At 74.2% G+C, this 21,937-nt stretch carries 23 protein-coding genes and 2 pseudogenes; 7 read left to right on the forward strand and 18 right to left on the reverse strand.

Features of this window, described 5'->3' with window-relative positions:
* Positions 1 to 39 precede the first annotated feature (39 nt).
* A complete protein-coding gene (locus tag HDA43_RS01205) occupies positions 40 to 1,065 on the reverse strand; it encodes an ABC transporter substrate-binding protein (RefSeq protein ID WP_179817889.1) in 1,026 nt (341 codons plus the stop codon).
* 419 nt (positions 1,066 to 1,484) lie between these two features.
* Positions 1,485 to 2,831, reverse strand: a complete 1,347-nt coding sequence (locus HDA43_RS01210) for a lanthionine synthetase LanC family protein (RefSeq protein WP_179817890.1) — start codon at positions 2,829 to 2,831, stop codon at positions 1,485 to 1,487.
* A 67-nt stretch (positions 2,832 to 2,898) separates the two neighbouring features.
* Between HDA43_RS01210 and HDA43_RS01215 the strand changes: the two genes are divergently transcribed.
* Complete coding sequence (locus HDA43_RS01215; RefSeq protein ID WP_246423879.1) at positions 2,899 to 3,591, forward strand: sulfotransferase family protein; 693 nt, start codon at positions 2,899 to 2,901, stop codon at positions 3,589 to 3,591.
* A 16-nt stretch (positions 3,592 to 3,607) separates the two neighbouring features.
* Here the strand turns inward: HDA43_RS01215 and HDA43_RS01220 are convergent, their stop codons facing one another.
* The 5 genes from HDA43_RS01220 to HDA43_RS01240 all read right to left on the reverse strand — a co-directional run bounded on the left by HDA43_RS01220 (position 3,608) and on the right by HDA43_RS01240 (position 7,124).
* A complete protein-coding gene (locus HDA43_RS01220) occupies positions 3,608 to 3,757 on the reverse strand; it encodes a hypothetical protein (protein ID WP_179817683.1) in 150 nt (49 codons plus the stop codon).
* Between the two features lie 166 nt (positions 3,758 to 3,923).
* The gene (locus HDA43_RS01225; protein WP_179817891.1) at positions 3,924 to 4,739 is read right to left on the reverse strand and encodes an NAD-dependent epimerase/dehydratase family protein; all 816 of its coding nucleotides are present in this window, start codon (positions 4,737 to 4,739) and stop codon (positions 3,924 to 3,926) included.
* A gap of 84 nt (positions 4,740 to 4,823) precedes the next feature.
* Positions 4,824 to 5,279: a YchJ family protein gene (locus HDA43_RS01230; protein WP_179817892.1), complete on the reverse strand. Its 456-nt coding sequence runs from the start codon at positions 5,277 to 5,279 to the stop codon at positions 4,824 to 4,826.
* A 143-nt stretch (positions 5,280 to 5,422) separates the two neighbouring features.
* Complete coding sequence (locus HDA43_RS01235; protein ID WP_179817893.1) at positions 5,423 to 6,754, reverse strand: WXG100-like domain-containing protein; 1,332 nt, start codon at positions 6,752 to 6,754, stop codon at positions 5,423 to 5,425.
* Between the two features lie 7 nt (positions 6,755 to 6,761).
* Positions 6,762 to 7,124: a hypothetical protein gene (locus HDA43_RS01240; protein WP_179817894.1), complete on the reverse strand. Its 363-nt coding sequence runs from the start codon at positions 7,122 to 7,124 to the stop codon at positions 6,762 to 6,764.
* A 115-nt stretch (positions 7,125 to 7,239) separates the two neighbouring features.
* On the opposite strand from HDA43_RS01240, the gene HDA43_RS01245 reads away from it, so the two are divergent.
* A complete protein-coding gene (locus HDA43_RS01245; protein ID WP_179817895.1) occupies positions 7,240 to 7,983 on the forward strand; it encodes an endonuclease/exonuclease/phosphatase family protein in 744 nt (247 codons plus the stop codon).
* Between the two features lie 6 nt (positions 7,984 to 7,989).
* Here the strand turns inward: HDA43_RS01245 and HDA43_RS01250 are convergent, their stop codons facing one another.
* Positions 7,990 to 8,997, reverse strand: a complete 1,008-nt coding sequence (locus HDA43_RS01250) for an endonuclease/exonuclease/phosphatase family protein (RefSeq protein ID WP_179817896.1) — start codon at positions 8,995 to 8,997, stop codon at positions 7,990 to 7,992.
* Positions 8,998 to 9,239: 242 nt separating this feature from the next.
* Here HDA43_RS01250 and HDA43_RS01255 point away from each other — a divergent pair, with 242 nt between their 5' ends.
* Positions 9,240 to 9,920 carry a pentapeptide repeat-containing protein gene (locus tag HDA43_RS01255; protein ID WP_179817897.1) on the forward strand — a complete coding sequence of 227 codons (681 nt, stop codon included), beginning with the start codon at positions 9,240 to 9,242 and terminating at the stop codon, positions 9,918 to 9,920.
* A 123-nt stretch (positions 9,921 to 10,043) separates the two neighbouring features.
* Complete coding sequence (locus HDA43_RS01260) at positions 10,044 to 10,994, forward strand: NAD(P)H-dependent flavin oxidoreductase (RefSeq protein WP_179817898.1); 951 nt, start codon at positions 10,044 to 10,046, stop codon at positions 10,992 to 10,994.
* Between the two features lie 14 nt (positions 10,995 to 11,008).
* Here the strand turns inward: HDA43_RS01260 and HDA43_RS01265 are convergent, their stop codons facing one another.
* The 5 genes from HDA43_RS01265 to HDA43_RS01285 form a co-directional block, all read right to left on the reverse strand.
* Positions 11,009 to 11,677: a LysE family translocator gene (locus HDA43_RS01265; protein ID WP_246423880.1), complete on the reverse strand. Its 669-nt coding sequence runs from the start codon at positions 11,675 to 11,677 to the stop codon at positions 11,009 to 11,011.
* Positions 11,678 to 11,755: 78 nt separating this feature from the next.
* On the reverse strand, positions 11,756 to 12,346 hold the full coding sequence (locus HDA43_RS01270) for a TIGR03086 family metal-binding protein (protein WP_179817899.1): 591 nt from the start codon (positions 12,344 to 12,346) through the stop codon (positions 11,756 to 11,758).
* A gap of 2 nt (positions 12,347 to 12,348) precedes the next feature.
* Positions 12,349 to 12,882: an SRPBCC family protein gene (locus tag HDA43_RS01275; protein WP_179817900.1), complete on the reverse strand. Its 534-nt coding sequence runs from the start codon at positions 12,880 to 12,882 to the stop codon at positions 12,349 to 12,351.
* A gap of 51 nt (positions 12,883 to 12,933) precedes the next feature.
* A complete protein-coding gene (locus HDA43_RS01280) occupies positions 12,934 to 13,317 on the reverse strand; it encodes an ArsR/SmtB family transcription factor (RefSeq protein WP_312872887.1) in 384 nt (127 codons plus the stop codon).
* Positions 13,318 to 13,408: 91 nt separating this feature from the next.
* On the reverse strand, positions 13,409 to 13,945 hold the full coding sequence (locus HDA43_RS01285; protein ID WP_179817901.1) for an NUDIX hydrolase family protein: 537 nt from the start codon (positions 13,943 to 13,945) through the stop codon (positions 13,409 to 13,411).
* 222 nt (positions 13,946 to 14,167) lie between these two features.
* On the opposite strand from HDA43_RS01285, the gene HDA43_RS35685 reads away from it, so the two are divergent.
* Together HDA43_RS35685 and HDA43_RS01290 are read left to right on the forward strand one after the other, a co-directional pair.
* The gene (locus tag HDA43_RS35685) at positions 14,168 to 14,302 is read left to right on the forward strand and encodes a hypothetical protein (protein WP_281395006.1); all 135 of its coding nucleotides are present in this window, start codon (positions 14,168 to 14,170) and stop codon (positions 14,300 to 14,302) included.
* Positions 14,289 to 15,236 (forward strand): tetratricopeptide repeat protein, encoded by a 948-nt coding sequence (locus tag HDA43_RS01290; protein WP_179817902.1) that lies wholly within the window; start codon positions 14,289 to 14,291, stop codon positions 15,234 to 15,236. The genes HDA43_RS35685 and HDA43_RS01290 overlap by 14 nt, the downstream gene beginning before the upstream one ends.
* A 58-nt stretch (positions 15,237 to 15,294) precedes the next feature.
* Here the strand turns inward: HDA43_RS01290 and HDA43_RS01295 are convergent, their stop codons facing one another.
* Complete coding sequence (locus HDA43_RS01295) at positions 15,295 to 17,589, reverse strand: hypothetical protein (protein ID WP_179817903.1); 2,295 nt, start codon at positions 17,587 to 17,589, stop codon at positions 15,295 to 15,297.
* Positions 17,590 to 17,654: 65 nt separating this feature from the next.
* Entirely contained in the window at positions 17,655 to 18,653 is a 999-nt protein-coding gene (locus HDA43_RS01300; protein WP_179817904.1) for a phosphotriesterase family protein, read from the reverse strand.
* 72 nt (positions 18,654 to 18,725) lie between these two features.
* Between HDA43_RS01300 and HDA43_RS01310 the strand changes: the two genes are divergently transcribed.
* Positions 18,726 to 19,763, forward strand: coding sequence for a cellulose binding domain-containing protein (locus HDA43_RS01310; RefSeq protein ID WP_312872889.1), 1,038 nt, complete (start codon positions 18,726 to 18,728; stop codon positions 19,761 to 19,763).
* Positions 19,764 to 19,856: 93 nt separating this feature from the next.
* Here the strand turns inward: HDA43_RS01310 and HDA43_RS01315 are convergent, their stop codons facing one another.
* The 3 genes and pseudogenes from HDA43_RS01315 to HDA43_RS01325 form a co-directional block, all read right to left on the reverse strand.
* Positions 19,857 to 20,015, reverse strand: coding sequence for a hypothetical protein (locus HDA43_RS01315; protein ID WP_179817905.1), 159 nt, complete (start codon positions 20,013 to 20,015; stop codon positions 19,857 to 19,859).
* A gap of 47 nt (positions 20,016 to 20,062) precedes the next feature.
* Positions 20,063 to 20,224 (reverse strand): annotated as a pseudogene (locus HDA43_RS36605) (hypothetical protein); the annotation flags it as partial.
* A pseudogene (locus HDA43_RS01325) lies at positions 20,185 to 21,644 on the reverse strand (glycoside hydrolase family 95 protein); the annotation flags it as partial. The pseudogenes HDA43_RS36605 and HDA43_RS01325, both read right to left, overlap by 40 nt.
* Positions 21,645 to 21,937: the final 293 nt, after the last annotated feature.

Genomic DNA, 21,937 nt, shown 5'->3' on the forward strand with positions numbered 1-21,937 from the left:
GGGTCTCTCCCCCGGTGTCCCCGCCGGTGGCGTGCGCGCTCACGAGGTCCTCCCGTTCGCGAAGGGGTTGAACTCGTTGGTGTAGACGTCGGACGCCCTGACCTGGCCGGGCCTGATCTCGCCCTCGCGCCCCAGCCAGTCGATCCAGGTCTGGAAGTCCCTGTCGGAGATCGTCCCGCCCTGGGTGGCCACGCCGCTGCTCTTCCAGAAGCCGACCGTCGAGGGGTCCTCGTTACGGCCCCGCCGGGCGATGATCTCCCGGTACTTGGCGATCACCTCCTGGCGGGAGTGGGTGCGCGTCCACTCGACGGCCCTGGCGAACGCCTCCACGAACTTCCGGGTGGTGTCGGGGTTCTGCCGGATGAACCGCTCGGTCAGCACGACGCTGCCCGCGGTGAAGGAGCCGAACAGGTCGATGTCCTTGAACAGGGGGCGGATGCCGCCGCGTTCCAGGGCCTTCTCCCGCAGGATGCCGGACAGCGCGGCCACGTCGACCTGGCCCTGGCGCAGCGCCTGCTCGGTGTTGACCGGCGGCACGACGACCAGCTCGACCTTGCCGATCTCCTGCGGGGTCAGGCCGCCGCGCTTGAGGTACTCCTTGAGCACGGCCTCCAGGTGGGCGCCCAGGGTGTTGACCCCGATCTTCTTCCCGATCAGGTCGCGGGGGCCCCTGATCGGCGAGTCGCCGGTGACGTAGTAGCCGACGTAGCTGTCGGCGTCGCTGCCGTAGTAGCCGACCACGGCCTTGATCGGGGCCTTGGCCGCCTTGAGCTTGACGATCGCGCCGTTGAACGCGCCGCCGAAGTCGGTCTGCCCGGTGGCCGCGGCCTGGATGTCCTGCGGGCCGGAGATGGTGTTGCCGATCCACTTCAGCCTGATCGGCCCGAGGTAACCGAGCGCCTCGGCCAGTTCGGGGAAGGTGACGGCGCCGACGCTGCCCTGGTAGCGCAGCTCGGTCACCTCCGGCGCGCCGGGCTGGGAGGAGCCGGAGGCGGAGGCGGAGCCGCAGCCGGCGAGGGCGGCGACGAGAAGGAGGGACAGAAGGGCGTGTCTGGTTCTGATCACGGGGGTGGTTCCTCGTGGAGGGGCGCGCTCGCGCGGCGCCGTGCCGCGGGCGGGGCGCGCCGGGGGGAGGACGATGAGGGGGAGGACGCGTGGGCGTCGTCGGCCACGCGGGGACGCGAGGGTTCGGATGCGGCGGCAGGCCGGCCGTGCGCCCTCGTGGAGTGCGGTTGGACGCCGGTGATCCGCGATCAACGACACTGCGCGCTGGCGACGTGGCAGAAGTCCACGTGCGAGCGACGCGTCAGGTGAAGCCCCAGGCTCATGTCCTCGAACCTACGATCCCCCGCCGGATAAGTCAACTTTTCCTACTAGGATTGCATGAAATTAGGCGGGCCCTGTCCGGGGTGACGCGCCCGCGCCCGCCGGGAGCCCCACGACCACTGCGGCCGTTCCCGGCCCGGAGACGTGACGGCCGCCCTTCAGCCGCCGTGGCCGCCGTCGCGGCGCGGCACCGCGGGCGGCGCGGGGATGGCCGGGAACGGGTTGTCGGGTAGCAGGATGAGCCGCCGGGTCCCGCCCTGCAGCGCGGCGTCCAGGTGCAGCAGCGCGGCGCCGATGCCCGCCGCGCCCACCATGTAGCCGGTGTCGGCCGACACCTCGCCCGGCCGCAGCCGCCGGTACGCCTGGTACCAGCGCAGACCCAACCCGTCGTGGCCGTCCGCGCGGCCGATCAGGTCGTCGGCGAGCTCGCGGGCGAACTCCAGGTACGGCTCCCGCCCGGTCTCGGACCACAGCCCGACGAACAGCTCCAGCAGGCCGGCGGTGCCGCAGCACTGGCAGGCCGAGTTCCAGAACCCGGCCGTGCGCCGGTACGGCACGCCGCTGTGCATGACGCCGCGTGCCAGCCGCTCCACCCACATCAGGTCGGACGCCTCGCCCGTCACCCGGTACAGCTCGTGGAACATCCTCGCCACGCCGGCCGAGCCGGAGCAGAACCCGAGGTAGTGCAGGCCGCGGCCCTCCGGCAGGTGGTGCGGGACGACGGCGCACTCGCCGCTGACGACGCCGACCGCGCGGACGAAGTCCGCCCCCCGCCGCGCCGCCTCCAGGAACCGCACGTCGCCGGTGACGCCGTACAGCCGGGCGAGCAGGAAGGCGGTGCCGGCCGTGCCGGACAGGAAGCCCGGGGTGACCGCGTCGGCGGGCAGGCCGGGGCAGTCGCCGAAGAGGTGGCCGGGCACCGGCTGCCCGGCGATGCGCTCGCCCGCCTCGACGGCCAGCTCCTCCAGGGCGGGCGCCCCGAGGACGGCGGCGGCGTGCAGCAGGCTCAGCACCACCCCGCCGTCGCCTCGCTGGGCGGGCTCGCGCGACCAGCCGACGCCGCCGCGCACGGGACGCGCGGCGCGGACGATCCGGCCTGCGGCGGCCAGGGCCGCCTCCCCGAACTCCTCGTCGCCGAGCACCCAGCCGGCCTGCGTCAGCGCGAACACCGTGCCGGCCAGGCCGTGGTAGAGGGAGACGTCCCGCTGCTCCGGCCAGGTGGCGGCGAGGTGGCGGGCCCCGGCACGGGCGTCCTCCAGGTACGCCTCGTGGCCGGTGGCGGCGGCGAGCTCCAGGAAGAACAGCACGATGCCGGCCGCCCCGGCGTAGAGCGAGCCGGGCTCCGGGGAGAGCGCCGACCTGCCGCGGGCGTCGGGGTTGGCCCGCCAGTGCCGCCCCCGTTCGTCGTCGACGGCCGCCGAACGGATCCAGCGGCCGGCCATGATGGCGGCGGTCAGGGGCGTCTCGGCGCGGGCGCTCGATGAGCGCGTCGGATCCAGGCCCATGTTCAAACTATCCCACAAAATTGGTAGGGAAGACCGGTATTCGTCACGGCGTACCGAGAGGACGACGATGCCCCTGCCCGACTTCCTGATCGCCGGCGCTCCCAAGGCGGGGACCACCGCCCTGCACGCCGCGCTTCAGCGCCATCCGGAGCTCTACCTGTCCCCTGTCAAGGAGCCGAAGTTCTTCCTCACCGACGGTCCGCCGCCGGCGCGCGGCGGGCCCGGCGACGTCCAGACCTACCGCGAGCACGTCTGGCGGCGGGAGGACTACGAGGCGCTGTTCGCCGCCGCCCCGCCGGGGACCCTCAGCGGCGAGGCCACCCCCTTCTATCTCTACGACCGCGCCGCGCACCGGCGCATCCGCGACGCCGTACCGCACGTCCGGTTCGTCGTCGTGCTGCGCGACCCGCCCGCGAGGGGGCACCGGTGTCTGGACTGGGGAACGCAGCCGCGAAGCGGCGGAGAGACGAGGGAAGACACCGGATCAAGAGCCCCCGAGCCGCGACGCGCAGCGTCGCCATGGGATCGAGCGGGCGCACTCCAACTGGACCCACCTGTGGTCGGCGGGCCTGGAGCCGATCGGCGGCGTGGTCCGCGCGTGCGCCGAGGAGGACCGGCGGGTCGCGGCCTGCTGGGCCCACTTCTGGCACTACGTGCGGCTCGGCCGGTACGGCGAGCAGCTCGCGCACCTGCTCACGCTGTTCCCCCGCGAGCAGTCATGCGCTCAGCGCGGTCCCGTGCGCCCGGCGCGGCTCCGTGAACGCGGTCCCGTGCGCTCAGCGCAGCTCCGTGCGCAGCTCGTGCGCGCCGTCGGCGCGGGTGTACTCGTAGTACAGCCGCGTGCCGCCCCCGGGCAGGTCGACGATGTCGAGATAGCGCAGGCCACCGCCCCGGTACGGCGAGACCGCGGCCGGGCGGTCGCCCACGGCGACCAGCGCGGCCGGGTCCCACCCCTGCCGAGGACCGGGCCGCCACGATCCTCGGCCTCGTCCCCGTCCTGCTGGCCGTGACCGGCCTGATGTCGCCCTCGGGCTCGCCGTCCTGCTGTTCGGCGGCTTCAGCGTGACCGGGTGACCGGGTGACCGGCCGCCCTCAGGACCCTTCGGCCGGCCGCCGGCCGAAGGCGTGGCGGAGGGTGTACTCGGCGGTGGCGAAGTCGCCGCCCTGGAGCGGATCAGCGGCGAAGTGCTCCGCCGCCCCGGGGATCCGGTCGGCGTACGCCTCGGCGTCGTCGAGGGGGTGGTAGCCGAGCCCGTCGTCGAGCTCCCAGAACCGGCGGGTGTTGGCCGACACCGCGTACGCGGCGGCGAAGGTGACGCCGGGCCGGGTCAGCGCGGCCCAGACGAACCCGGCGCAGTCGCGCGGGCTCAGCCAGGTGGCGAGGTGCCGCGGCTCGCTCGGCTCGGGTTCAAGGCTGCCGATGCGCAGGCACACCACCTGCAGGCCGAACTTGTCGGCGTACAGCCGGCCCAGCGCCTCCACGGCGACCTTGCTGACGCCGTACAGCCCGTCGGGGCGGGGCGGCGCCGACGCCGATACCTGCTGCGCGGCCGGGTAGCAGCCGGTCAGCCGGTTGCTGCTCGCCAGCACCACGCGCCCGACCCCCGTACGGCGCGCCGCCTCCAGCACGTGGTGGGTGCCCAGGACGTTGCCGTCCAGGAGATCGGCGAGCGGCGCCTCGTCCGGCACCCCGGCCAGGTGCACGACCGCGTCCGCGCCCTCGATGACCGAGGCCGCGTCCTCGATGCCGTCCAGATGGGCCCGGCGGACCTCCTCGTCCGGCCCCTGGGCGGTCAGCGGCTCGCGGTCGACCGAGACCAGGCGGCGCAGCCGGCGCCGCAGCGGCTCGCGCAACACGGACCCGACCCGTCCGGCGGCGCCGGTGAGCACGACTCTCTCCACTGTCATGGACCGGGAGTATGCCAGCGGCCACCGACATCTCCGATCATCAGGGTGCGGTGCGGTCGTCCCGTCCCGCCGCGATCCCAGGCCCTAAAGGCGCGGATCGCCCGCCGGGCGCGCGGGCGGGTCCGGGATCGCCCCGACGTACACCCAGGCGCCCGCCTCGCGGACGAACCGGCTGTGCTCGTCGAGCCGCCCCTCGGCGCCGCGCTCGACGTAGTGGGCGCGGAAGCGCACGGTGCCCTCGGTGTGGAACGCGCTGCCGCCGGTCGTCTCCAGGACCTCCAGGCCGGTCCACCGCAGCGAGCGGTCGAGGTCGAGGCGCGGCGGCCGGGTCCGCGGATGCCAGGTCCGCAGGAGGTACCCCGCGTCGCCGACGCTGAAGGCGCTGTACCGCGAGCGCATGAGCGCCTCCGCGGTGGGCGCGGCGGCCTCCCCCCGGTGCAGCCGCCCGCAGCAGTCGCGGTAGGGCGCGGGCAGCCCGCACGGGCAGGGACCGGCGGATGCGGCGGACGGGCGCGGAGAGCGTGGGCTGCGTCGGGACACGTCCCCATTGTGCCCGTCGCCGCGACCGCGCCGGTTCCCGGCGGAGGGCGACGGGACGGGGCCGGCAGACCCGGTCGAGGGCGCCGCGACCGGTCAGAGCGGGAGCCGGACCTCACCGAAGACGTCCGCCCACGCCCTCACCGTCAGGACAGGGTCCAGGTGACCCTTCGTTTCAAGGACCCGTGCGTGTCATAGGACCGAGCCCAGCCGAGGGTCTCGAACCGGCCGTTCTCCTGGTTGATCCACTTGTCCTCGCGGTTGAAGTTGTAGCGGTCGTAGGCGTGAACGGTGATGTCCATGGTGGCCTGGTCACCGTCGATCCGGACGTCCGCGCTGCCCCAGATGGAGTGGCGGCCCAGCGCGAACTCCCAGTTCTTGGTCTCCGTCTGCTTGATCGCCGCCGGCTCGCCGGTCATCTGGAAGTCCCGCCGTCCGGTCTCCCGGTGGATGCGCTCGACGTTCTCCTGGGCACGGCGGATCTCCGCGTCCACGGCGTCGCGGATCAGCTTGTCGTCGCGGTACGCCTTGTCGTAGTCGATGCGGTAGTCGCCGCCGTTGCCCTCCAGGTAGTGCTTGAAGGTGGCGGCCGCCTCGTCGAACCCCGGCGTCGCCTCCTCGGCGAGTTGCAGCGCCCGCCACTTGTGCCAGGCCGCCTGGTCACCGAGCGAGGGTTCGGCGTCCGGGTCGTACGGCCAGGGATCGTCGTAGGGGATGCCCGGGTCCCGGGGCGGCCCGAGGTCGTACCGGCCATTGCGCGGGCCCTCCTCGGGACTGTCCAGGGGCGGGCGCGGGCGGCTCTCCGGCTGCCCCTCCACCAGCCAGGTCACGCCCGCGGACGAGGCGGCCAGGCCCTTGACCCCGTACACGCGACGCAGCGGCGAGACCGCCGGGCGGACCGGGAACGACGGGGGCTTGGCGTGCAGGATGCGGCGCAGGCGGGTCTCCACGGCACGGATCAGCCTGCCGCCGAAGTATCGCTCCAGCCTGCCGCGCAGCGTCGCCACGGCCTTCCTGGCGAACGTCCGCAGCATCATGACGAAGCCGCGCGCCTGGAGCGCGGCGAGCCCGCCGGAGATGACGGCCATGGACGCCGCCCAGATCAGGGCGAGCAGGACGTAGGTCGCCAGGAATATCAGGACGGCCTTGACGATCTCGATGATCCGGGCGAACAGGTCACAGCCGTCCGCCAGGGCGTGCAGGGAGACGGCGAGGCTCTGCAGGTGGCCGGATCGCGCGTCGTCGGCGTGGTAGTCGGCCCAATGGCCGGCCAGCGCGTCGATGTGGTCGCCGGCGTTGTTCCGGGCCGCGTGGCCGACGGCCCCGTGCGCCGCCGGGATCGTCTGGTCGTCGAGGGCGACGGCGCACGCGCGCAGGGCCGCCCCGCAGGCGCGGATATGGTCTTCGTCCTCCGGCGGCCAGCGCACGCCGAGCAGACCGAACGGGGCCTGCAGGTCCGGGGACAGGGTCAGTGCCATGTGAGCCTCAGGCCGGTCGGACCGGCCGGCCGGCGCGGGGTACGCCGGGGCTCTGCACCGCGGCGGAGCCGGGGCTCTGCACGGCGGCGGCGGAGTCGGCCTCCGCCAGGAGGAGATCGTCGGCCATGGCGCGGACGCCGTCGCCGGTCTGGTGGAGGTGGGAGTGCAACAGACGGCAGACGTCGTCGAGCAGGTCGCCGAGCCTGTCCATCGCCGCCCCGGTGGGGGTTCCGCCCCACGCCGTGTCCCCCGTGCCGCGCACGGTCGCCAGCAGGCCACCGGTGCGCCGCTCGAAGTCGGCCGCGGCATCCAGCAGGCCCTGACCGGCACCGACCAGCGACGACCGATCGAAGCGCAACACCTCGGTCATCCGGTGCCCCCTTCGTCCCAACGACAACCGTGAACGATCTTACTTCGGCCGGCGTGGACGGCGTGCCCCGCGGCCCATCGCGCCAGGATGATCATTTGTTCTACGCTGTCCGACCATGAGCAGTGAAGCGAGCATGGACTTCGACGCGGTCGGCAAGCTGGCCGGGAAGGTGGGCGAGGCCCACAGGTCCATCACGCGGGGACGGGCGGCCCTCTCCGAGGGTCCCGGAGCCGTGACCTACGTCCCCGTGCCCAGCGTTCCAGGTTCCAACGCGTTCGGGGGCACGAGCGGGGCCGTCTCCGCCGGTTCCGCGCACGCCGATCTGCAGGCGTCGGCCGACGGCTTGGCGGAGATCCTCATCGGCGTGCTCCATTCCGACGAGGGCAGGCTCCACAAGGTCATCAAGGCGTTCAGGGAGCTGGACGACGAGATCGCCGACCGGCTGTTCGCCGGGGCGAACAAGTCCTTCGACGTCTACAGCGCTCACGTGCACAGCCACGGCCTGCACGGGTACGACGACTTCGTCCGCACCGGCCAGATCGACAGACTCCACGAGGCCATGAACCGCGGACCGTCGCTGCTGGGCGCCGACCTCAACGTCGTGACGCACAACGGGGACAACCCGAAGAACAACTCCTCCGGCGACGCGATCCACGACTTCAAGAACGAGGGGTACACGGTCTACTCGGGCGCGGCCGACGAGACCGGCAGGGTCGTCGGCACGTCTCCCTCCGGCACCCGCATCGACCATGTCGCGGGGTCGCCGGCCTTCGATCTGAGCGGGCAGCCCGTCCTGGTCGACGGGGCCACCTCCGACCATGACGCGCAGCGGGTCGACGTGGACGTCCCCAACTGGTAGGCGGCGTCACCGGGGCCTGATCCGCACCTCCGTCCCGGCCGCGGATCGACCCTCGCCGTCGTCGATCCGCCTGTCGCCCGCGCCGGGCTCGTTGGCGGGCACCGTGATGCTGCCGCCGTCGACGTCCAGCTTCACCTTCTCGTTGTCGCCGGCCCCCTCGATGACGTCGCCCTCGCGGACGAGCACGGCGTTGCCGAACGGCGCGTTGATGACGTCTCCGATGATGGGCCAGTCATCGCTCGCGTGGTACTTCTTGCTCGCCTCCTCGAACCTGACCTCCCAGTTGTCGCCGGTCCGCTCCTCCAGCTCCTCCTCCAGGTCGAAGGTGTTATGCCGGAAGACCTCCTGGATGGTGGCGACGTCCGCGTCCTGGTCGGCGATCACCTGGGCGATGCCGGGGATGTCACCGGAGTCGGTGCCGCTCGAGTCGCCGGGTGAGTTGCCGGCGCCCTGGCCGATGTTGAGGTTGAGCAGGCGCAGCGTGCGCGGCTTCCATTCCTTGGCAATCAGCTCGAACTGGTTCTCGTAGAAGTTCATGTCGCGCTTCTTCTCCGCCAGCACTTCGTCCACCCGGTCGCGGATCTCCTGCGCCACGCTGATCGCGCCGGTGACCAGGCTCGCCTGTCCGGCGTCGCGCGGGCGGAAGGTCAGGCTGTCGAGGCCGGTGACCATGGGCACCGCGCTGAGCTTTCTGCGCTCGTCGTCGAGGAGCCCCTGCTGCACACGCAGCACCGTGGCGGTGTAGGAGAGAAGGTCGGCGACGTTGGCGGCCCACCGGCCGAACCGCTCCACGTCGGCGGTGAGCCTCTTGCGATGGTCGTTGAACGAGGCGGCGGTGTCGCCCGTCCAGTTCTCCTTGGAGAACACCGCGTGCGCGGCGTCGTTGATCAGACCCTCCGCGCTGCCCACTTCGGCGCCGAGGCCGCGCCACGTGCCGGCCAGGATGTCCAGGCGCGCCGGATCGGTCTTCAGATCCCACAGGTCCGCGGTGGTGATCGGGTCGGGTTCGGTCATGAATGCCTCCTCGGTACGGGGACCGGCGCACCAGGCTTACACCCCTTCGTGATCTTCGCAAGATCACGGACCGGACCGCGGCACCTGACAGGCACGGCCCGCCGTACGGGCTCCGGGGGCGGCCCCCACGGCCGTCCGCCCCGGCCCCGGCCCGATCCGTCGGCGGTCCCCGCCCCCTGAGGGGCCGGCGTCGCGGCCTCGCCGGTTTCCGGCCGGGACCCGGCCGGGCTAGGCTCCGCCGCATGCCCTCATCCGCCCGGTCCGCGCCGAAGCCGCCCAGGGAGCCGGCCCCGCCCCGGCTGCCCGCGCCGTCCGCCCTGGTCGTGCTGTCGGGAGACGACGTCGAGGACGACGGCACCTACCGGTCGGCCGGGTTCGGGGACGCGGGCCTGTCGTCCCGGGGGCTGGACGCCGTCGACTTCGAGGAGTGCCGCTTCGCCGGCGCGAGCCTGTCGGGCGCGCGGGCGCGCCGGACCGGTTTCACCGACGTTGAGCTGGAGCGGTGCGACCTGTCGAACATGCGGGCCGAGATGTCGTCGCTGCACCGGGTGCGGGTGTCGGCGAGCCGGCTGACCGGCATGGCGTGGACCGAGTGCGTCTTCCGGGAGGTGACGTTCGACGGCTGCCGCGCCGATCTGGCGGGTTTCCGCTTCTCGTCCTTCAAGAACGTCGTCTTCCGCGACTGCGTCATGCCCGAGGCCACCTTCCAGAACGCCGACCTGCGGGGAGTCCGGTTCGAGCGCTGCGACCTGACGAGGGCCCAGTTCTCCGGCGCCCGGATGGAGGGCGCCCGGTTCACCGACTGCGCACTGCCGGGGATCGGCGGCGTGACCGCCTTCGCGGGCGCCACCGTCAGCGACCGGGACGCCCAGGGACTCGTCCGCGCCCTGGCCGGCGCGATGGGCATCACCATCGAGGACTGAACCCCTCGCCCGCCCTCCGGGGCCGGGATGGCATGCTCGTCGGAACGACGAGGGACGGCGGACGGCCGGGCGCACGGCGGGTGAGAGACGCGGAACGCGCGGGCGGCGGAGAGAGGAGCTGCGATGCGTACCTGGCTGACCGAGCGGTTCGGGATCGGGGTGCCCGTGGTGGGCGCGCCGATGGCCGGCGTGGGCGCGGGGCGCCTGGCCGCGGCCGTGTCGGCGGCCGGGGCGCTGGGCATGATCGGCGTCCCCTCCGCCGCGACGGCCGAGTGGATCGCCGAGCAGGCCGCGATCGCGGGCGGGGACGGCCGGCCGTACGGGATCGGGCTCCTGGCCTGGACGCTGGACGGCGACCCCGCCCGGCTCGACGCCGTCCTCGACGCCCGGCCGAGCCTGGTGTCGGTGAGCTTCGGCCCGTACGCCGGTCCCGTCGAGCGGCTGCGGCGGGCCGGGATCACCGTGGTCACCCAGGCGGGCACCACCGACGAGGCGCGTGCCGCCGAGCGGGCCGGGGTGGACGCCGTGGTGGCGCGGGGCTCCGAGGCGGGCGGGCACGGGCGTGGCGATGTGGCGACCCTGCCCCTGCTGCAGAGCGTCCTGGATGAGGTTCGGATCCCGGTCCTCGCCGCGGGAGGCGTCGCGACCGCCCGCGGGCTGGCCGCCGTGCTCGCCGCGGGCGCCGCCGGCGCCTGGGTGGGCACGGCGTTCATGGGCTGCGTCGAGACGGCGCTCCCGGACGCGGCCACCGGGCGGGTGCTGGCGGCCGGGGAGACCGACACCGCCTACGGCCGGGTCTTCGACGTCGTCCAGCGGCTCGCCTGGCCGCCGGAGTACGGCGGGCGCGCGCTGCGCAACGCGTTCTTCGACCGGTGGGCGGGCCGGGAGGAGGAGCTCGCCTCGGACGAGGAGGCGCGCGCCGAACTGGAGGCGGCCCGCCGGTCCGGCGACTACGACACCGCCTACGTCTACGCGGGCCAGGCGGTGGGGATGGTGCGCCGGCGGCGGACCGCCGCCGAGGTGGTCGCCGGGTTCGCCGAGGCGGAACGGCTCCTGCGCCGCTTCGCCACCTGACCGGCTCCGGCGCGTCAGCGGCTCTCGGCGGCCACGCGCAGGCCCAGGGCGACGAGGACCGTGCCGCTGACCGCGTCCAGCCGACGCCGGATCACCGGGCGGCGGAACCACGCGCCGGCCCGCCCGACCGCGGCCGCCAGCGCCAGATACAGAACGGTCTCGATGGCCACCTGGAGCACGGCGAGCAGCGCGGTCGTGGCGAACAGCGGCCGGTCGGCCGGTACGAACTGCGGATAGAACGCGATCATGAAGGCGGCGGCCTTCGGGTTGGCCAGCATCACCACCGATCCCTCGCCGAACGCCCTCCACCAGGTCAGCGCCGAGCCGCGCTTCGGTTCCCCGGCCGCGACCTCCTCGGCCGCCCCGTCCGTCCCGCGGTCGCGCCACGCCGAACGCCAGGTCTTGATCCCGAGGTACAGCAGGAAGGCCGCGCCCACCACGCGCAGGACGAGGAAGGCCACCTCCGAGGCGGCCACCAGGGCTGCGAGCCCGGCGGCGGCGAGCAACGCCCACAGGTACAGGCCGACCTCCAGGCCCAGCACCGTGGGCACCGCGCCGGAGAAGCCACGCAGGGCCGCGCGACGCAGGATCAGCGCCATCGCCGGGCCCGGCGAGGCGGAGATCAGCACCACGGCGAGGACGAAGGCGGGCAGAGAGAAGCCGAGGTCCATGAGCTTCATCATGGTTGTGCGCGTACCGCCTGTTCAACGCGTTTTGCGCAGAGCACGGCGGCTGGGGCGGGAGCGGCGAGGCGCCCTCCGTCAGGGGCGGCGGCCCGCGAAGCAGAGGAACCTCGTCCGCGGGTCGGCGCCGGCCGGAGGTTCGACCGCCGGGGAGAAGGCGCCGGTGGCCTGCAGCGCGGCGTAGTGGGGACGCAGCGCCTCGTAGGTCCGGACGACGGCCTCGGCGTCCAGGGTCTCGTCCCCGCCGACGGCGCGGGCCAGATCCCAGGTGTGCACGAGCAGTTCCAGGGCGCCGATCACGTCGACCGCCTCCGCCACGGTGACGGCGCCGATGGGGGCGCGGAAGCCCGCGGCGGCCAGATCCGGATCAGCGAGTACGGCGAGCACGCCCGCCCGGCACTCGGCGAAGGCGGCGGCCAGGTCGGCGTCCGGGGCCACCTCCGGGGCGCCGGCCATGCCGGAGACGCCCACGCCGTGCGCCGGTTCCGGGCGGGTGCCGCGCACCGCCGCGACGATCCCGCGGTGCCCGTTGACGACGTGCGCGACGACGTCGCGGGCCGTCCACCCCTGGCAGGGGCTGACGGCGTCCCATCTGTCGCCGGGCGTCGCCTCGATCCGGGCCAGGAAGCCGTCCGCGAGCCGGCCGTATCTCTCCGCGATGTCGGACATCGTCATCCTTTCGTATGCCCCGGCCGTCCGGCCGCGAGATCCGCGCCCAGGTCATCCGGGAGGCTCCTTCGGTCGTCCGGGAAAGGGAGGCGGTCCAGGACGTCCGCCAGGGCGGGCACGACGCGGGACCGCCAGCCGCCGCCCATGATCGTGTGGGCCCGCCGCTGGAGGGGATCGTCCGGGTCGAAACCCTCGTGCGCCAGGAACAGCCGGGTGCCCGTGCCCTCCGGTTCCAGGGTCCAGGTGACCGTCCAGTCGACGCCGGCTCCGTCTCCGGGGTCGGCGTCGCGCCAGCCGAGGCGGAGCATCCGCCCGGGGGTGAAGGCCAGCACCTCGGCCTGGACGACGCCGGAGAATCCTGTTCCGGGCATCGCGACGCCGCGCATGGTGTAGCGGTGCCCGACCTCCAGCCGGAAGTCGCCGGGCATCAGCCATCTGGCGATCAGCTCCGGCTCGGTCAGCGCCCGCCACACCTTGGCCGGCGGGTGCGGCAGGAACTGGTCGAGGTGGAGGACGGTCAGGTCATCGCCGGTCATCGGTGCCTCCGGGGGGAAGCCCGCCGCCCCGGGCGGGGACGGTCGGGACGGTCAGGATTCGTCCAGGTCGTCGAGCAGGTCGCGCAGCCCGGTGAGCTTCTCGCGCCAGAACCGCTCGAACGGGTTCAGCCACTCCCGCACCTCGTGCAGCGGGACCGCCTCCAGCCGGTAGAGCCGCTGCCGGCCCACCTTTCGTTCGCTGACCAGCCCGGCCTCCCGCAACACCCTCAGGTGCTCGGAGAGGCTGGGGCGGGCCATGTCGAAGCGGCCGGCGATCCGCTGGACGGGCTGGGGGCCCTCCTCGCACAGCAGCCGCAGCACCTCCCGGCGCACCGGGCTGGCCAGCGCCGCGAAGACCCGGTCCCCGGCCATGTCCGCGGCGTCCGCCGACGCGCCGCCGCCTGGCCGGGCGGACCCGGCGCGTGTGTCGGTCACGCGCCCACTATAGGTAGGAAATATCCTACCTATCAAGTCGGCCCCGCCCGCCCGGCGCGGGCCGGGTGCGCGGCCGCGTCGCCCGGGGACGTCAGGTGAGGCAGCCGACGTGCGCCAGCGCCTGCTTCAGCAGGACGCCCTGGCCGCCGGCCATCTCCTGCTGCACCATCGGCGACGCCGCCTCCTGCGGGGTGAACCAGACCAGGTCGAGGGCGTCCTGGCGGGGACGGCAGTCCCCGGCGACCGGGACGATGTATGCCATGGACACCGCGTGCTGGCGGGGGTCGTGGTAGGGCGTGACGCCCTCGGTCGGGAAGTACTCGGCGATGGTGAACGGCTGCGGCGAGGGCGGGACGCGGGGCAGCGCCACCGGGCCGAGGTCCTTCTCCAGGTGGCGCAGCAGCGCGTCGCGGACCCGCTCGTGGTGGAGGACCCGCCCGGACACCAGGGCGCGGCTGACCGTCCCGTCCGATCCGATGCGCAGCAGCAGGCCGACGTGCGTGACCACCCCGGTGTCGTCGACGCGCACGGGCACGGCGTCGACGTAGAGGATCGGCATCCGCGCGCGCGTCAGCTCCAGTTCCTCGGGGGAGAGCCAGCCGGGCGTTGTTTCGGTCATTTCGGTCATTGGTCGATCGTACGTCGCCGCAGGCCGCGGGGCACGGCGGCTCCCTGGCTCCCCCGCGTCCCGCGCCGGCGGGCAGCCGGGTCCCGGTGACGGTCGCGGGGGCGCCGCCGGGCCACCGGCGACAGCGGGGACCGCGGAGCGGGCGGGTCAGTCGTTTCCAACCGGGTCACAAGTTCCCGCGGCCACCGTGAGGAGGACATTCCCGGACGACGAGGAGCAGTCATGCGAGTGATCAGACGTATCCGGATGGCGGCCACGGTGCTGGCCGTACCGTTCCTGCTGGCCATGACGAGTGATGTGGCGGAGGCCGGCATCCGCATCGCCAACCACTGCGAGCCGTCCCTTGCCGAGGACTGACGGTCTCCTGGGCCGCCGCCGGGCCCGCGTGGTCCGGCGGCACGTCCTCCGGGGCGCCCACTGCCTGCGGCGCGGCTGGTACGCCGAGGGCGAGCGGTGGGCGCGGCGGGCGGAGGAGGTCGCGCACCGGATGGATCCCGCCGGGCATCCGGCGCTCATGGTGGAGCTCGCGTCACTGTGGCACGGGCTCATCCGCTACCGGCCGGCGCGCGAGTGCGCCCTGCGGGCGGCGGGTCCGCTGTCGGCCGCGCCGCCGGGCCCGGGGCGTGACGGGCCGCTCGTCGACGCGCTGGTCCTGCTGGGCGACGTCGAGCGCAGGCTGGCACGGTACGGCCGGGCCGAGGCGTACCTGCGCCGCGCGGAGGAACTGACCGGCGCGGCCGGCGAGGCCGACCGGCGGCGGCTCGTGGCGGTGCGCCTGGCCCTCGGGGTGCTGTGCAAGGAGACCGGACGGCACGGCGAGGCGGAGGTCTTCTACCGGGAGGCGCTGGCCCTGCTGGAGCGGCACGGCGGTGACCCGCTGACGCGGGCCGACGCGCTGCACAACCTCGCCGGACTCGCACACGCCCGGCGCGAGGACGGCGGGGAGCGGCACATCCGGGCCGCGATCGGCATCCGGCGGGCGGTGCTGGGCCCCCGGCACGTCCAGGTCGCCGCCGACCTCACCGTGCTGGGCGCGCTGCTGACCGAGCGGGGCGACCTCGACGAGGCGGAGGACGCGCTGCGCCGGGCCGATGGCATCCTCCGCGAGCACCTGGGCGACGACCACTACGAGGTGGCGGTGTGCCAGGTGAACCTGGCGCGCCTGGACGCCCTCCGGGGCCGCGCCGACGAGGCGGCGCGGCGCCGGCGGGACGCCCTGCGCGTCAAACGCCTCACCCTCGGCCCCGACCACCCGGAGGTACGACGCCTGGCGGCGTCCGTGCCGGGGTGAGAGTGCCGGCGACCGCCCCGGGCCGGGCGGACGGGGGCGGGAAGCACCGGCGGCGGTCTCAGGCCGGGCGGGCGAGCCGGGCGAAGGAGAGCACCACCACCGTCGACAGCAGCCAGCCCAGCAGGCCGGCGACGTTCAGCGACGCCGAGACCCAGCGCCCCGCCGAACTGCGCGTCTCCGGGTACCACGTCGCGCGCTGACCCAGCGAGACGAGCGGGATGACGGTGTCGACGGTGTAGAACAGCGGGTCGAAGCAGCGCACCTGCCCGTCCCCGCACGGCCCCGGGCGGGCGCCGCGCCGCGCCGCGGTCGCGGTGCCGTCCCCGGGCGCCGACACGTCGTCGACGGTGACCAGCCGGCCGTCCACCGCGTAGACGTTCCCGCGCGGGTCCGTGGCCCGGAGGGTCTGCTGGACGGCGGGAATCATCGTCATGACGCCCACCAGGGCGAGCAGGGCGCCCAGCATCCACAGCACCCGGCCCGGCCGGTAACCGTAGCCGACGGTGAGGCCGTAGAGCAGGTCACGGGCGTTCCTGATCCACCGGCGCGGCGAGCGTCCGCCCGGCGGGAACACCTTCCGGGCCTGTCGCCGCTGCTCGATGAGCAGGTTCTCGGCCTCCACCGGACGGCCGTGCTGACGGAACACCCTGGCCGCCTGCTCGTAGGGACCGGCGTCGAAAGGGACGATCGCGCGCAGCCAGTCGCGGCGGGCCCGCCAGTCCCACGCGCCGTCGAACCGGTCGTAGACGAAACCGGAGATCGCCGAGTCCCGCGGCCACCGGGCAGGGTCGTCCGAGAGTACCGTGGTGGACGCGCCGGTCAGGTCCACCCGCGGCGGGATCTCGGCCCAGCGCAGCCGCATGCCGCTGCGCACCGCGGCCGAGACCGCGTCCAGCCCTCCGGCGAACGTGCCGCCGTCGCAGTCGAGCCGGCCCTCCACCGCGCACCGATTCAGCGTCACCCGACCCTCGGCGGCGAATCCGCCGCCCAGCAGCACCGGCCCGCGGACCAGCGCCTGCTGCAGCGCGAGCGCCTCACCGCCCGGGTTGCGCAGCCGGGCGCCGTGGGCGTCCAGAAGATCGCCGAGGGTCGCGGAGCGGAACCTCACCTTGCCACCGTCGGTCTCGACGTCACGCAGGTCGACCACGCCGTCGACGACGACACCCTGGGCCGCAATGAGCGTGTCCTTCTCCGGCCGGCTCCACCGGGTGCCCCTGACGACCAGGTCGCCCCTGATGCGCGCCCCGGCCAGCCGCAGCGTGCCCTCGACCGCCGTACCCGCCTCGATGAGCAGGCCGGAGCGCAGTTCGGCGTTGGTCAGGTCGAGGGCGCGCCCACCGCCGACGGTGAACGAGCTCCCGCGGTGGATCCGGATGGCGCCGAAGGAGCCCATCGCGAGATCCACGCCGCCGCCGATCCCGCACTCACCCTCGACGCTCAACTCACCGCCGACGAAGAGTCCCGGGGCGCTGATCGCGTCTCCCCCGTCGCGCCCGCTGGCGTACCCGGCGCCCCTGATCATCTCGGCGGGTTCGAAGGCGGCATGGCGGATCAGGAGCCGCCCGGAGATCCGGGCGTTGCCGAGGTTGACGCAGCCGCGGACCAGCGGACGGCGACCCGTCTGGTCGTCGATGAGGAAGACGCTGCCGCCGATCTGCGCGTCCCCCAGGTCCAGCGCCAGTCCCCGGTCCGGGTGGGTCAGCCGGGCGCCGGTCAGGTCCAGCGAGCCCGCCACCTGCACCCCCAGCAGCCGCAGCCCGCCGCGCGCCTCGAAACCGTGCAGCAGCCGGACCGTCCCGCCGACCCGCATCCGGTCGGCCTGGATCGCCCGGTCCGAGGACTCGACGACCGTGTCGAGGCAGAGCAGGCGTCCGCCGATCTCCGACTCGCACAGCCACACGGCCGCGCTGCGGGAGGTGCTGGCCGTGGTCTGCAGGTCGCCGGTGACGCGCGATCTGGACAGATCCAGGTCCCGGCGGACCCGCAGCCCGTTGGCCCGCAGGCCGGGCACCGCGCAGCCGTCGAGTGCCAGCAGGTGCAGGTCGGCGCCGTCCAGATCGACGGGCCGGTCGAACGTGCAACCGGTGAAGCGCAGCGGGAAGGGGACCTCCATCCCGCTCAGGTCGAGGTCCCCGGTGATCCTGGCGCCCTCGACGGTCAGTCCTCGCGGGTCGATCTCCTCGCGTCCCCGCCGGCACAGCTCGCGCACCAGCCGGGCCTCGACGACGAGCCTCCCGCCGTCCCGGGCCCGGACGGTCCGGCCCTCCCGGCAGGCGCGCACCAGGGCCGTCTCGTCGAGGGTCCGCACGGTGCCGGGCGCCATGTCAGCGGTCGAAGTCCCGATATGCGACATCCCGCCATCCTCCCCGAGGATCCGGTGAGGCGCGGCGGGAAGGCCGGGGCGCCGCCCCGGACGGCTCACGGGGCGGCCGGGGGCACCGGGGACAGGACGCGGCGCGGGGTGTCCACCAGCATGGTGGTGAGCTGCTCGTCGGTGACCCCGTTCCGGCGCAGGTAGGGGAGCACCTCCTGGCCCAGGTGCAGGTAGTGCCACTGCGGCAGGAACGCCATCACGTCCGGGTCGATCCAGTCGATGTAGCAGGCGGCGTCCTGCGACAGGACCATGGCGGCGGCGTGGCCGCGCCGGCACATCTCCACGACGGTGTCGGCGCGGGCCTCGAAGGTGGTGCCGAGGTTGAGGCCGAAGCGGTCCATGCCGAGCACGAAGCCGGCGCCGGCGAGCTCGGCGAGGTGGTCGCAGTCGGTGGTGTCCCCGCTGTGGCCGAGCACGATCCTGCCCGGGTCCACTCCCTCCTCCTCGCACATCACCCGCCTGACGTCCAGGCCGGTCCGCGTCTCCGGGTGGGTGTGCACGGTGACGGGGACCCCGGTCAGGTGGTGGACGCGGGCGACGGCGCGCATCACGCGCTCCACGCCGGGCGTCAGGCCCTGCCGGTCGATCGCGCACTTGAGCATCCCGGCCCGCACGCCGGTGCCGGAGATGCCCTCGGTGACGTCGGTGTGGAACATCTCGACCATCGGGTCGGGCACGTCGGCGCCCAGCGCCTCGTTGAGGGCAGGTCCCCGGTGGTGGAAGAAGAACGGGACGCTGTCGTAGGTGTAGAGCCCGGTCGCCATGACGATGTTGAGCTCGGGCACCCGCTCGGCGATGCGCCGGACGCGGTGGACGTCGCGCCCGAGGCCCACGACGGTGGGATCGACGATGGTCCGCACCCCCTGCGCGGCCAGTGCCCGCAGCCTGTCCACGGCGTCGGCGACCCGCCGGTCCTCCTCCCCCCACTCTCCCGGGTAGTTGCGCTGGACGTCCGCGGTGAGCACGAAGATGTGCTCGTGCATGTAGGTGCGGCCCAGGTCATCCGCCTCGACGGGGCCGCGGACGGTGTTCACTGCGCTCATGCCGACGCTCCTCGCGGGATCTCCCGTGGAGCCTACGGGAGGCGGCCCGCGCGGCGGGAGAGGCGGCCTCCCGTGTCGGAGGCGCCGGGCCGCGACGGGCGGGCCGCCCACGCCCTCGGGGTCGTACGCCGCGCCGGCGCCGAGGTCTCCGGCGTACGGCTCGGCGGCGACCTGCCCGGCGAGGTCGTCGCCGGGATCCGTCTGGCCCTGCTCACCCACAAGGTGATCTTCTTCCGCGGCCAGGACCACCTCGACGAGCAGGGCCAGACGGCGTTCGCCCGGCTGCTCGGCGAGCCGACCGCCGCCCACCCGACCGTGCCGTCCCTGGACGGCAACACCCACATCCTCGACCTCGACTACACCGGAGACCAGAAGGTCGACCGCTGGCACACCGACGTCACCTTCGTCGACCGCCCGCCCGCGGCCTCGGTGCTGCGGGCGTTCACCAAGCTGGTGGGCCAGATACGGGCCGCCAACCCCGACATGAGGATCCTGGTCGCCAAGATCATCCCGATGAACCCGTCCACCTGCGCCGAATGCGGGCAGCGGGCGGTGAACTTCAACAACGCCGTCCCCGCCTGGGCTGCGGCCACCTCCACCGCGCGGTCTCCGATCGTCGTCGTGGACCAGTGGACGGGGTTCGACACGGCCACCGACACCTACGACGGCGTGCACCCGAACGCGGCGGGCGACCGGAAGATGTCCGACCGGCGGTACCCGGCGCTCACCGGCCCGCTGGACGGCGCCCACCCGAGCCCCACCCCCACGGTCACTCCGACCCCCACCGCCACTCCCACCGCTCCGGTGGGCGGCTGCTCGGCCACCTTCAGGAACACCAACCAGTGGGCGGGCGGCTTCCAGGGCGAGGTCACGGTCAGGAACACCGGAACCGCCGCGATCCGCTCCTGGACGGTGCGGTGGACCTTCGCCGACGGCCAGCGGATCACCCAGGTCTGGAACGGCGAGTCGTCCGCGAGCGGCTCCGCGGTGACCGTACGGAACCTCTCCTGGAACGGTTCCCTCGCCGCGGGCGCCTCGACCACCTTCGGCTTCCTGGCCTCGTGGAACGGCGTGAACACCGCGCCGGTCCCCACCTGCTCGGCGGCGTGACCGCCCGGGCCGGCGTCCCCGCCGTCCCCCGAGGCGCCGGAGGGCACGGTGCGCGGGGACGCCGGGGCCGGACCGGGCCGGGTCCTCCGGCGGTCAGGCCGGGTCGAACGTCACGACCCGGGGCTCGCCGGCCGTCAGCCGCAGCTCGTCCGGTCCCGTCACGCCCGGGGGCGGGGCCAGGGTGACGACGCGGTCGCGTCCGGCGGTGAAGGAGGCCCGCCTGAGCAGGCCGCCCGACCATTCGAGGTCCACGATGACCGGGCCCGGGCACGCAGACCCGTCACCGCGCCCGCCGGCCAGCCCGGCGGGAGGGCGGGCAGGAGGCGCAGCGTCCCGGTGTGGCTCTGCAGCAGCGCCTCCGCCACGCCCGCGTCATGCGGAAGCCGTCGTCGTCGGCGAAGTCGGCGTGCTCGGCCAGATGCCTGACCAGCCAGGCCCCCGCCATCGGCCACATCGACCACATCGCCTCACCGGGCATCGCCCAGCTCGCCCGCCAGATGTCCACGTTGTGGTGCGCGACCCAGCCGTCACCGCCGTAGACCTCGCGGGCGGTGCGCGCGCCGGAGGAGGCCAGCTCCTCCACCAGGTCGGCCGGCGGCAGGTGGCACTCGGGCAGGTTCGTGGTCTCGGCGGGCCAGTGGTTCATCTGGACGTTGACGTTGGTGGTGTAGTCGCAGCTCCAGGGGGCCGCACGTCCTCGTTCCAGATGCCCTGGAGGTTGGGGGCCTGCGTGCCGGGCCGGGAGGAGGCGATCAGGAGGTAGCGGCCGTAGGCGAACATCAGCGCGGCGAGCCCGGGGTCGTCGGCGCCGGCGCGGACCGCGGCCACCCGCTCGTCGGTCGGCCGTTCGCCTGCCACCCGCTCGCCGGTCGACTGCTCACCGGTGGGCCGCCCGCCGTCCGGACGGGCCGCGTGGGCGCCGTCCCCCGCCTCCGGCCGCCTCTCCGGCGCCTCGCCGAGCCGCAGGCTCACCCGCGAGAACAGCTCGGCGTGGTCGGCGACGTGCCGCGCGAACAGCTCGTCGGCCCCGTACGGCTCCGCCGCGCCGATCGTGGCCAGGCACCGCTCCGGCGGCTCGGCCCGGTCGTCCCCCGGCTCCCGGTCCCAGCCGCGGAACGAGGTCTCGGCGGCCAGCGCCAGGGTGAGCGAGGCGGCCCTCTCCACGGTCAGCGTCCCGCCTCCGGCGCGCACCGTTCCGCCGTCGGCCCACGCCCGTACGGCGACCGCGAAGAGCATGCCCTCACCGGCGCGGTAGACGACGGGGTCGGCGACCGGCCGGTGCGGCTCGACGTGGGCGGGCGCGCGGCCGGTCAGCGTCAGCGTCCGCGCGTCGGGGTGGCCCGTCCGGGCCTCCGCGTGCGGGGTGCGCAGCTCAGCCCGTAACCCGATCGCGGAGGAGGTCACCCGCACCAGCAGGAGCCCGTCGGGCGCCGAGACGAACACCTCGGTGGTGACGCCGCCGGCGAAGGTGACCGCGACGGCGCGGTCGAGGTAGAGCTCCCGGCGGTACTCCCCCGCCCGCGGCCCGCCTCCCCGCGGATCTCCCCCGCCCGGCTCCCGGACCCCGGGTTCGCAGGTCAGCAGGAGGTCGCCGAGGGGCTGGTAGGACTCGCTCTCCGGTCCCTGGAGTCTCCGTACGGCGTCCTCGGCCGCCCGGCGGTCGTCCTCGTCGAGCAGGAGGCGGCGGATCTCCGCGAGGGTCTCGGGCCCGCCGCTCACCCCCGCCCCGTGCGGCCCGCCCGACCACAGCGTGTCGACGTTGAGCGCGATGCGCTCCCGCCGCGGGCCGCCGAACACCATGGCCCCGATACGGCCGTTGCCGACGGGCAGGGCCTCCATCCAGTTCCCGGCCGGGCGTGCGTACCAGAGCCTCAGGGCCATGTCCCTCCTTCGGGAGCCGCATGGAGCGAAGGTGATTCATCCGGCAGGAGCGGTGATCACCCGGGGAGTCCTGCCGGACAGGCCGATTTTCCGCGACGGCCGCCCCTCCACCTCCATCAGCGCGACGAATCCACCCGATGAACGGTCGCCGACGCGGTGGACGACGGCGGCTCGGTCCTTCCGGGGAGCGTCGGCCCCGGCCGTTCCCGAGCGCCGTCCGGAGTCGCCGATCCGCCCGGATCGCCGCCGGGCCCGGCCGTCCGCGTCGGAGCGCACCTGCAAGTGACCCTCAA

The sequence above is a fragment of the Streptosporangium sandarakinum genome (assembly GCF_013409935.1).
GTDB classification, from domain to species: domain Bacteria; phylum Actinomycetota; class Actinomycetes; order Streptosporangiales; family Streptosporangiaceae; genus Streptosporangium; species Streptosporangium nondiastaticum.

Coding starts and splice junctions, on each gene's coding strand:
- HDA43_RS01210 (WP_179817890.1), bottom strand. CDS start 2,831: ATGGGCCTGGATCCGACGCGCTCATCGAGCGCCCGCGCCGAGACGCCC.
- HDA43_RS01215 (WP_246423879.1), top strand. CDS start 2,899: ATGCCCCTGCCCGACTTCCTGATCGCCGGCGCTCCCAAGGCGGGGACC.
- HDA43_RS01225 (WP_179817891.1), bottom strand. CDS start 4,739: ATGACAGTGGAGAGAGTCGTGCTCACCGGCGCCGCCGGACGGGTCGGG.
- HDA43_RS01235 (WP_179817893.1), bottom strand. CDS start 6,754: ATGGCACTGACCCTGTCCCCGGACCTGCAGGCCCCGTTCGGTCTGCTC.
- HDA43_RS01240 (WP_179817894.1), bottom strand. CDS start 7,124: ATGACCGAGGTGTTGCGCTTCGATCGGTCGTCGCTGGTCGGTGCCGGT.
- HDA43_RS01245 (WP_179817895.1), top strand. CDS start 7,240: ATGAGCAGTGAAGCGAGCATGGACTTCGACGCGGTCGGCAAGCTGGCC.
- HDA43_RS01250 (WP_179817896.1), bottom strand. CDS start 8,997: ATGACCGAACCCGACCCGATCACCACCGCGGACCTGTGGGATCTGAAG.
- HDA43_RS01255 (WP_179817897.1), top strand. CDS start 9,240: ATGCCCTCATCCGCCCGGTCCGCGCCGAAGCCGCCCAGGGAGCCGGCC.
- HDA43_RS01260 (WP_179817898.1), top strand. CDS start 10,044: ATGCGTACCTGGCTGACCGAGCGGTTCGGGATCGGGGTGCCCGTGGTG.
- HDA43_RS01265 (WP_246423880.1), bottom strand. CDS start 11,677: ATGATGAAGCTCATGGACCTCGGCTTCTCTCTGCCCGCCTTCGTCCTC.
- HDA43_RS01270 (WP_179817899.1), bottom strand. CDS start 12,346: ATGTCCGACATCGCGGAGAGATACGGCCGGCTCGCGGACGGCTTCCTG.
- HDA43_RS01275 (WP_179817900.1), bottom strand. CDS start 12,882: ATGACCGGCGATGACCTGACCGTCCTCCACCTCGACCAGTTCCTGCCG.
- HDA43_RS01285 (WP_179817901.1), bottom strand. CDS start 13,945: ATGACCGAAATGACCGAAACAACGCCCGGCTGGCTCTCCCCCGAGGAA.
- HDA43_RS35685 (WP_281395006.1), top strand. CDS start 14,168: ATGCGAGTGATCAGACGTATCCGGATGGCGGCCACGGTGCTGGCCGTA.
- HDA43_RS01295 (WP_179817903.1), bottom strand. CDS start 17,589: ATGTCGCATATCGGGACTTCGACCGCTGACATGGCGCCCGGCACCGTG.
- HDA43_RS01300 (WP_179817904.1), bottom strand. CDS start 18,653: ATGAGCGCAGTGAACACCGTCCGCGGCCCCGTCGAGGCGGATGACCTG.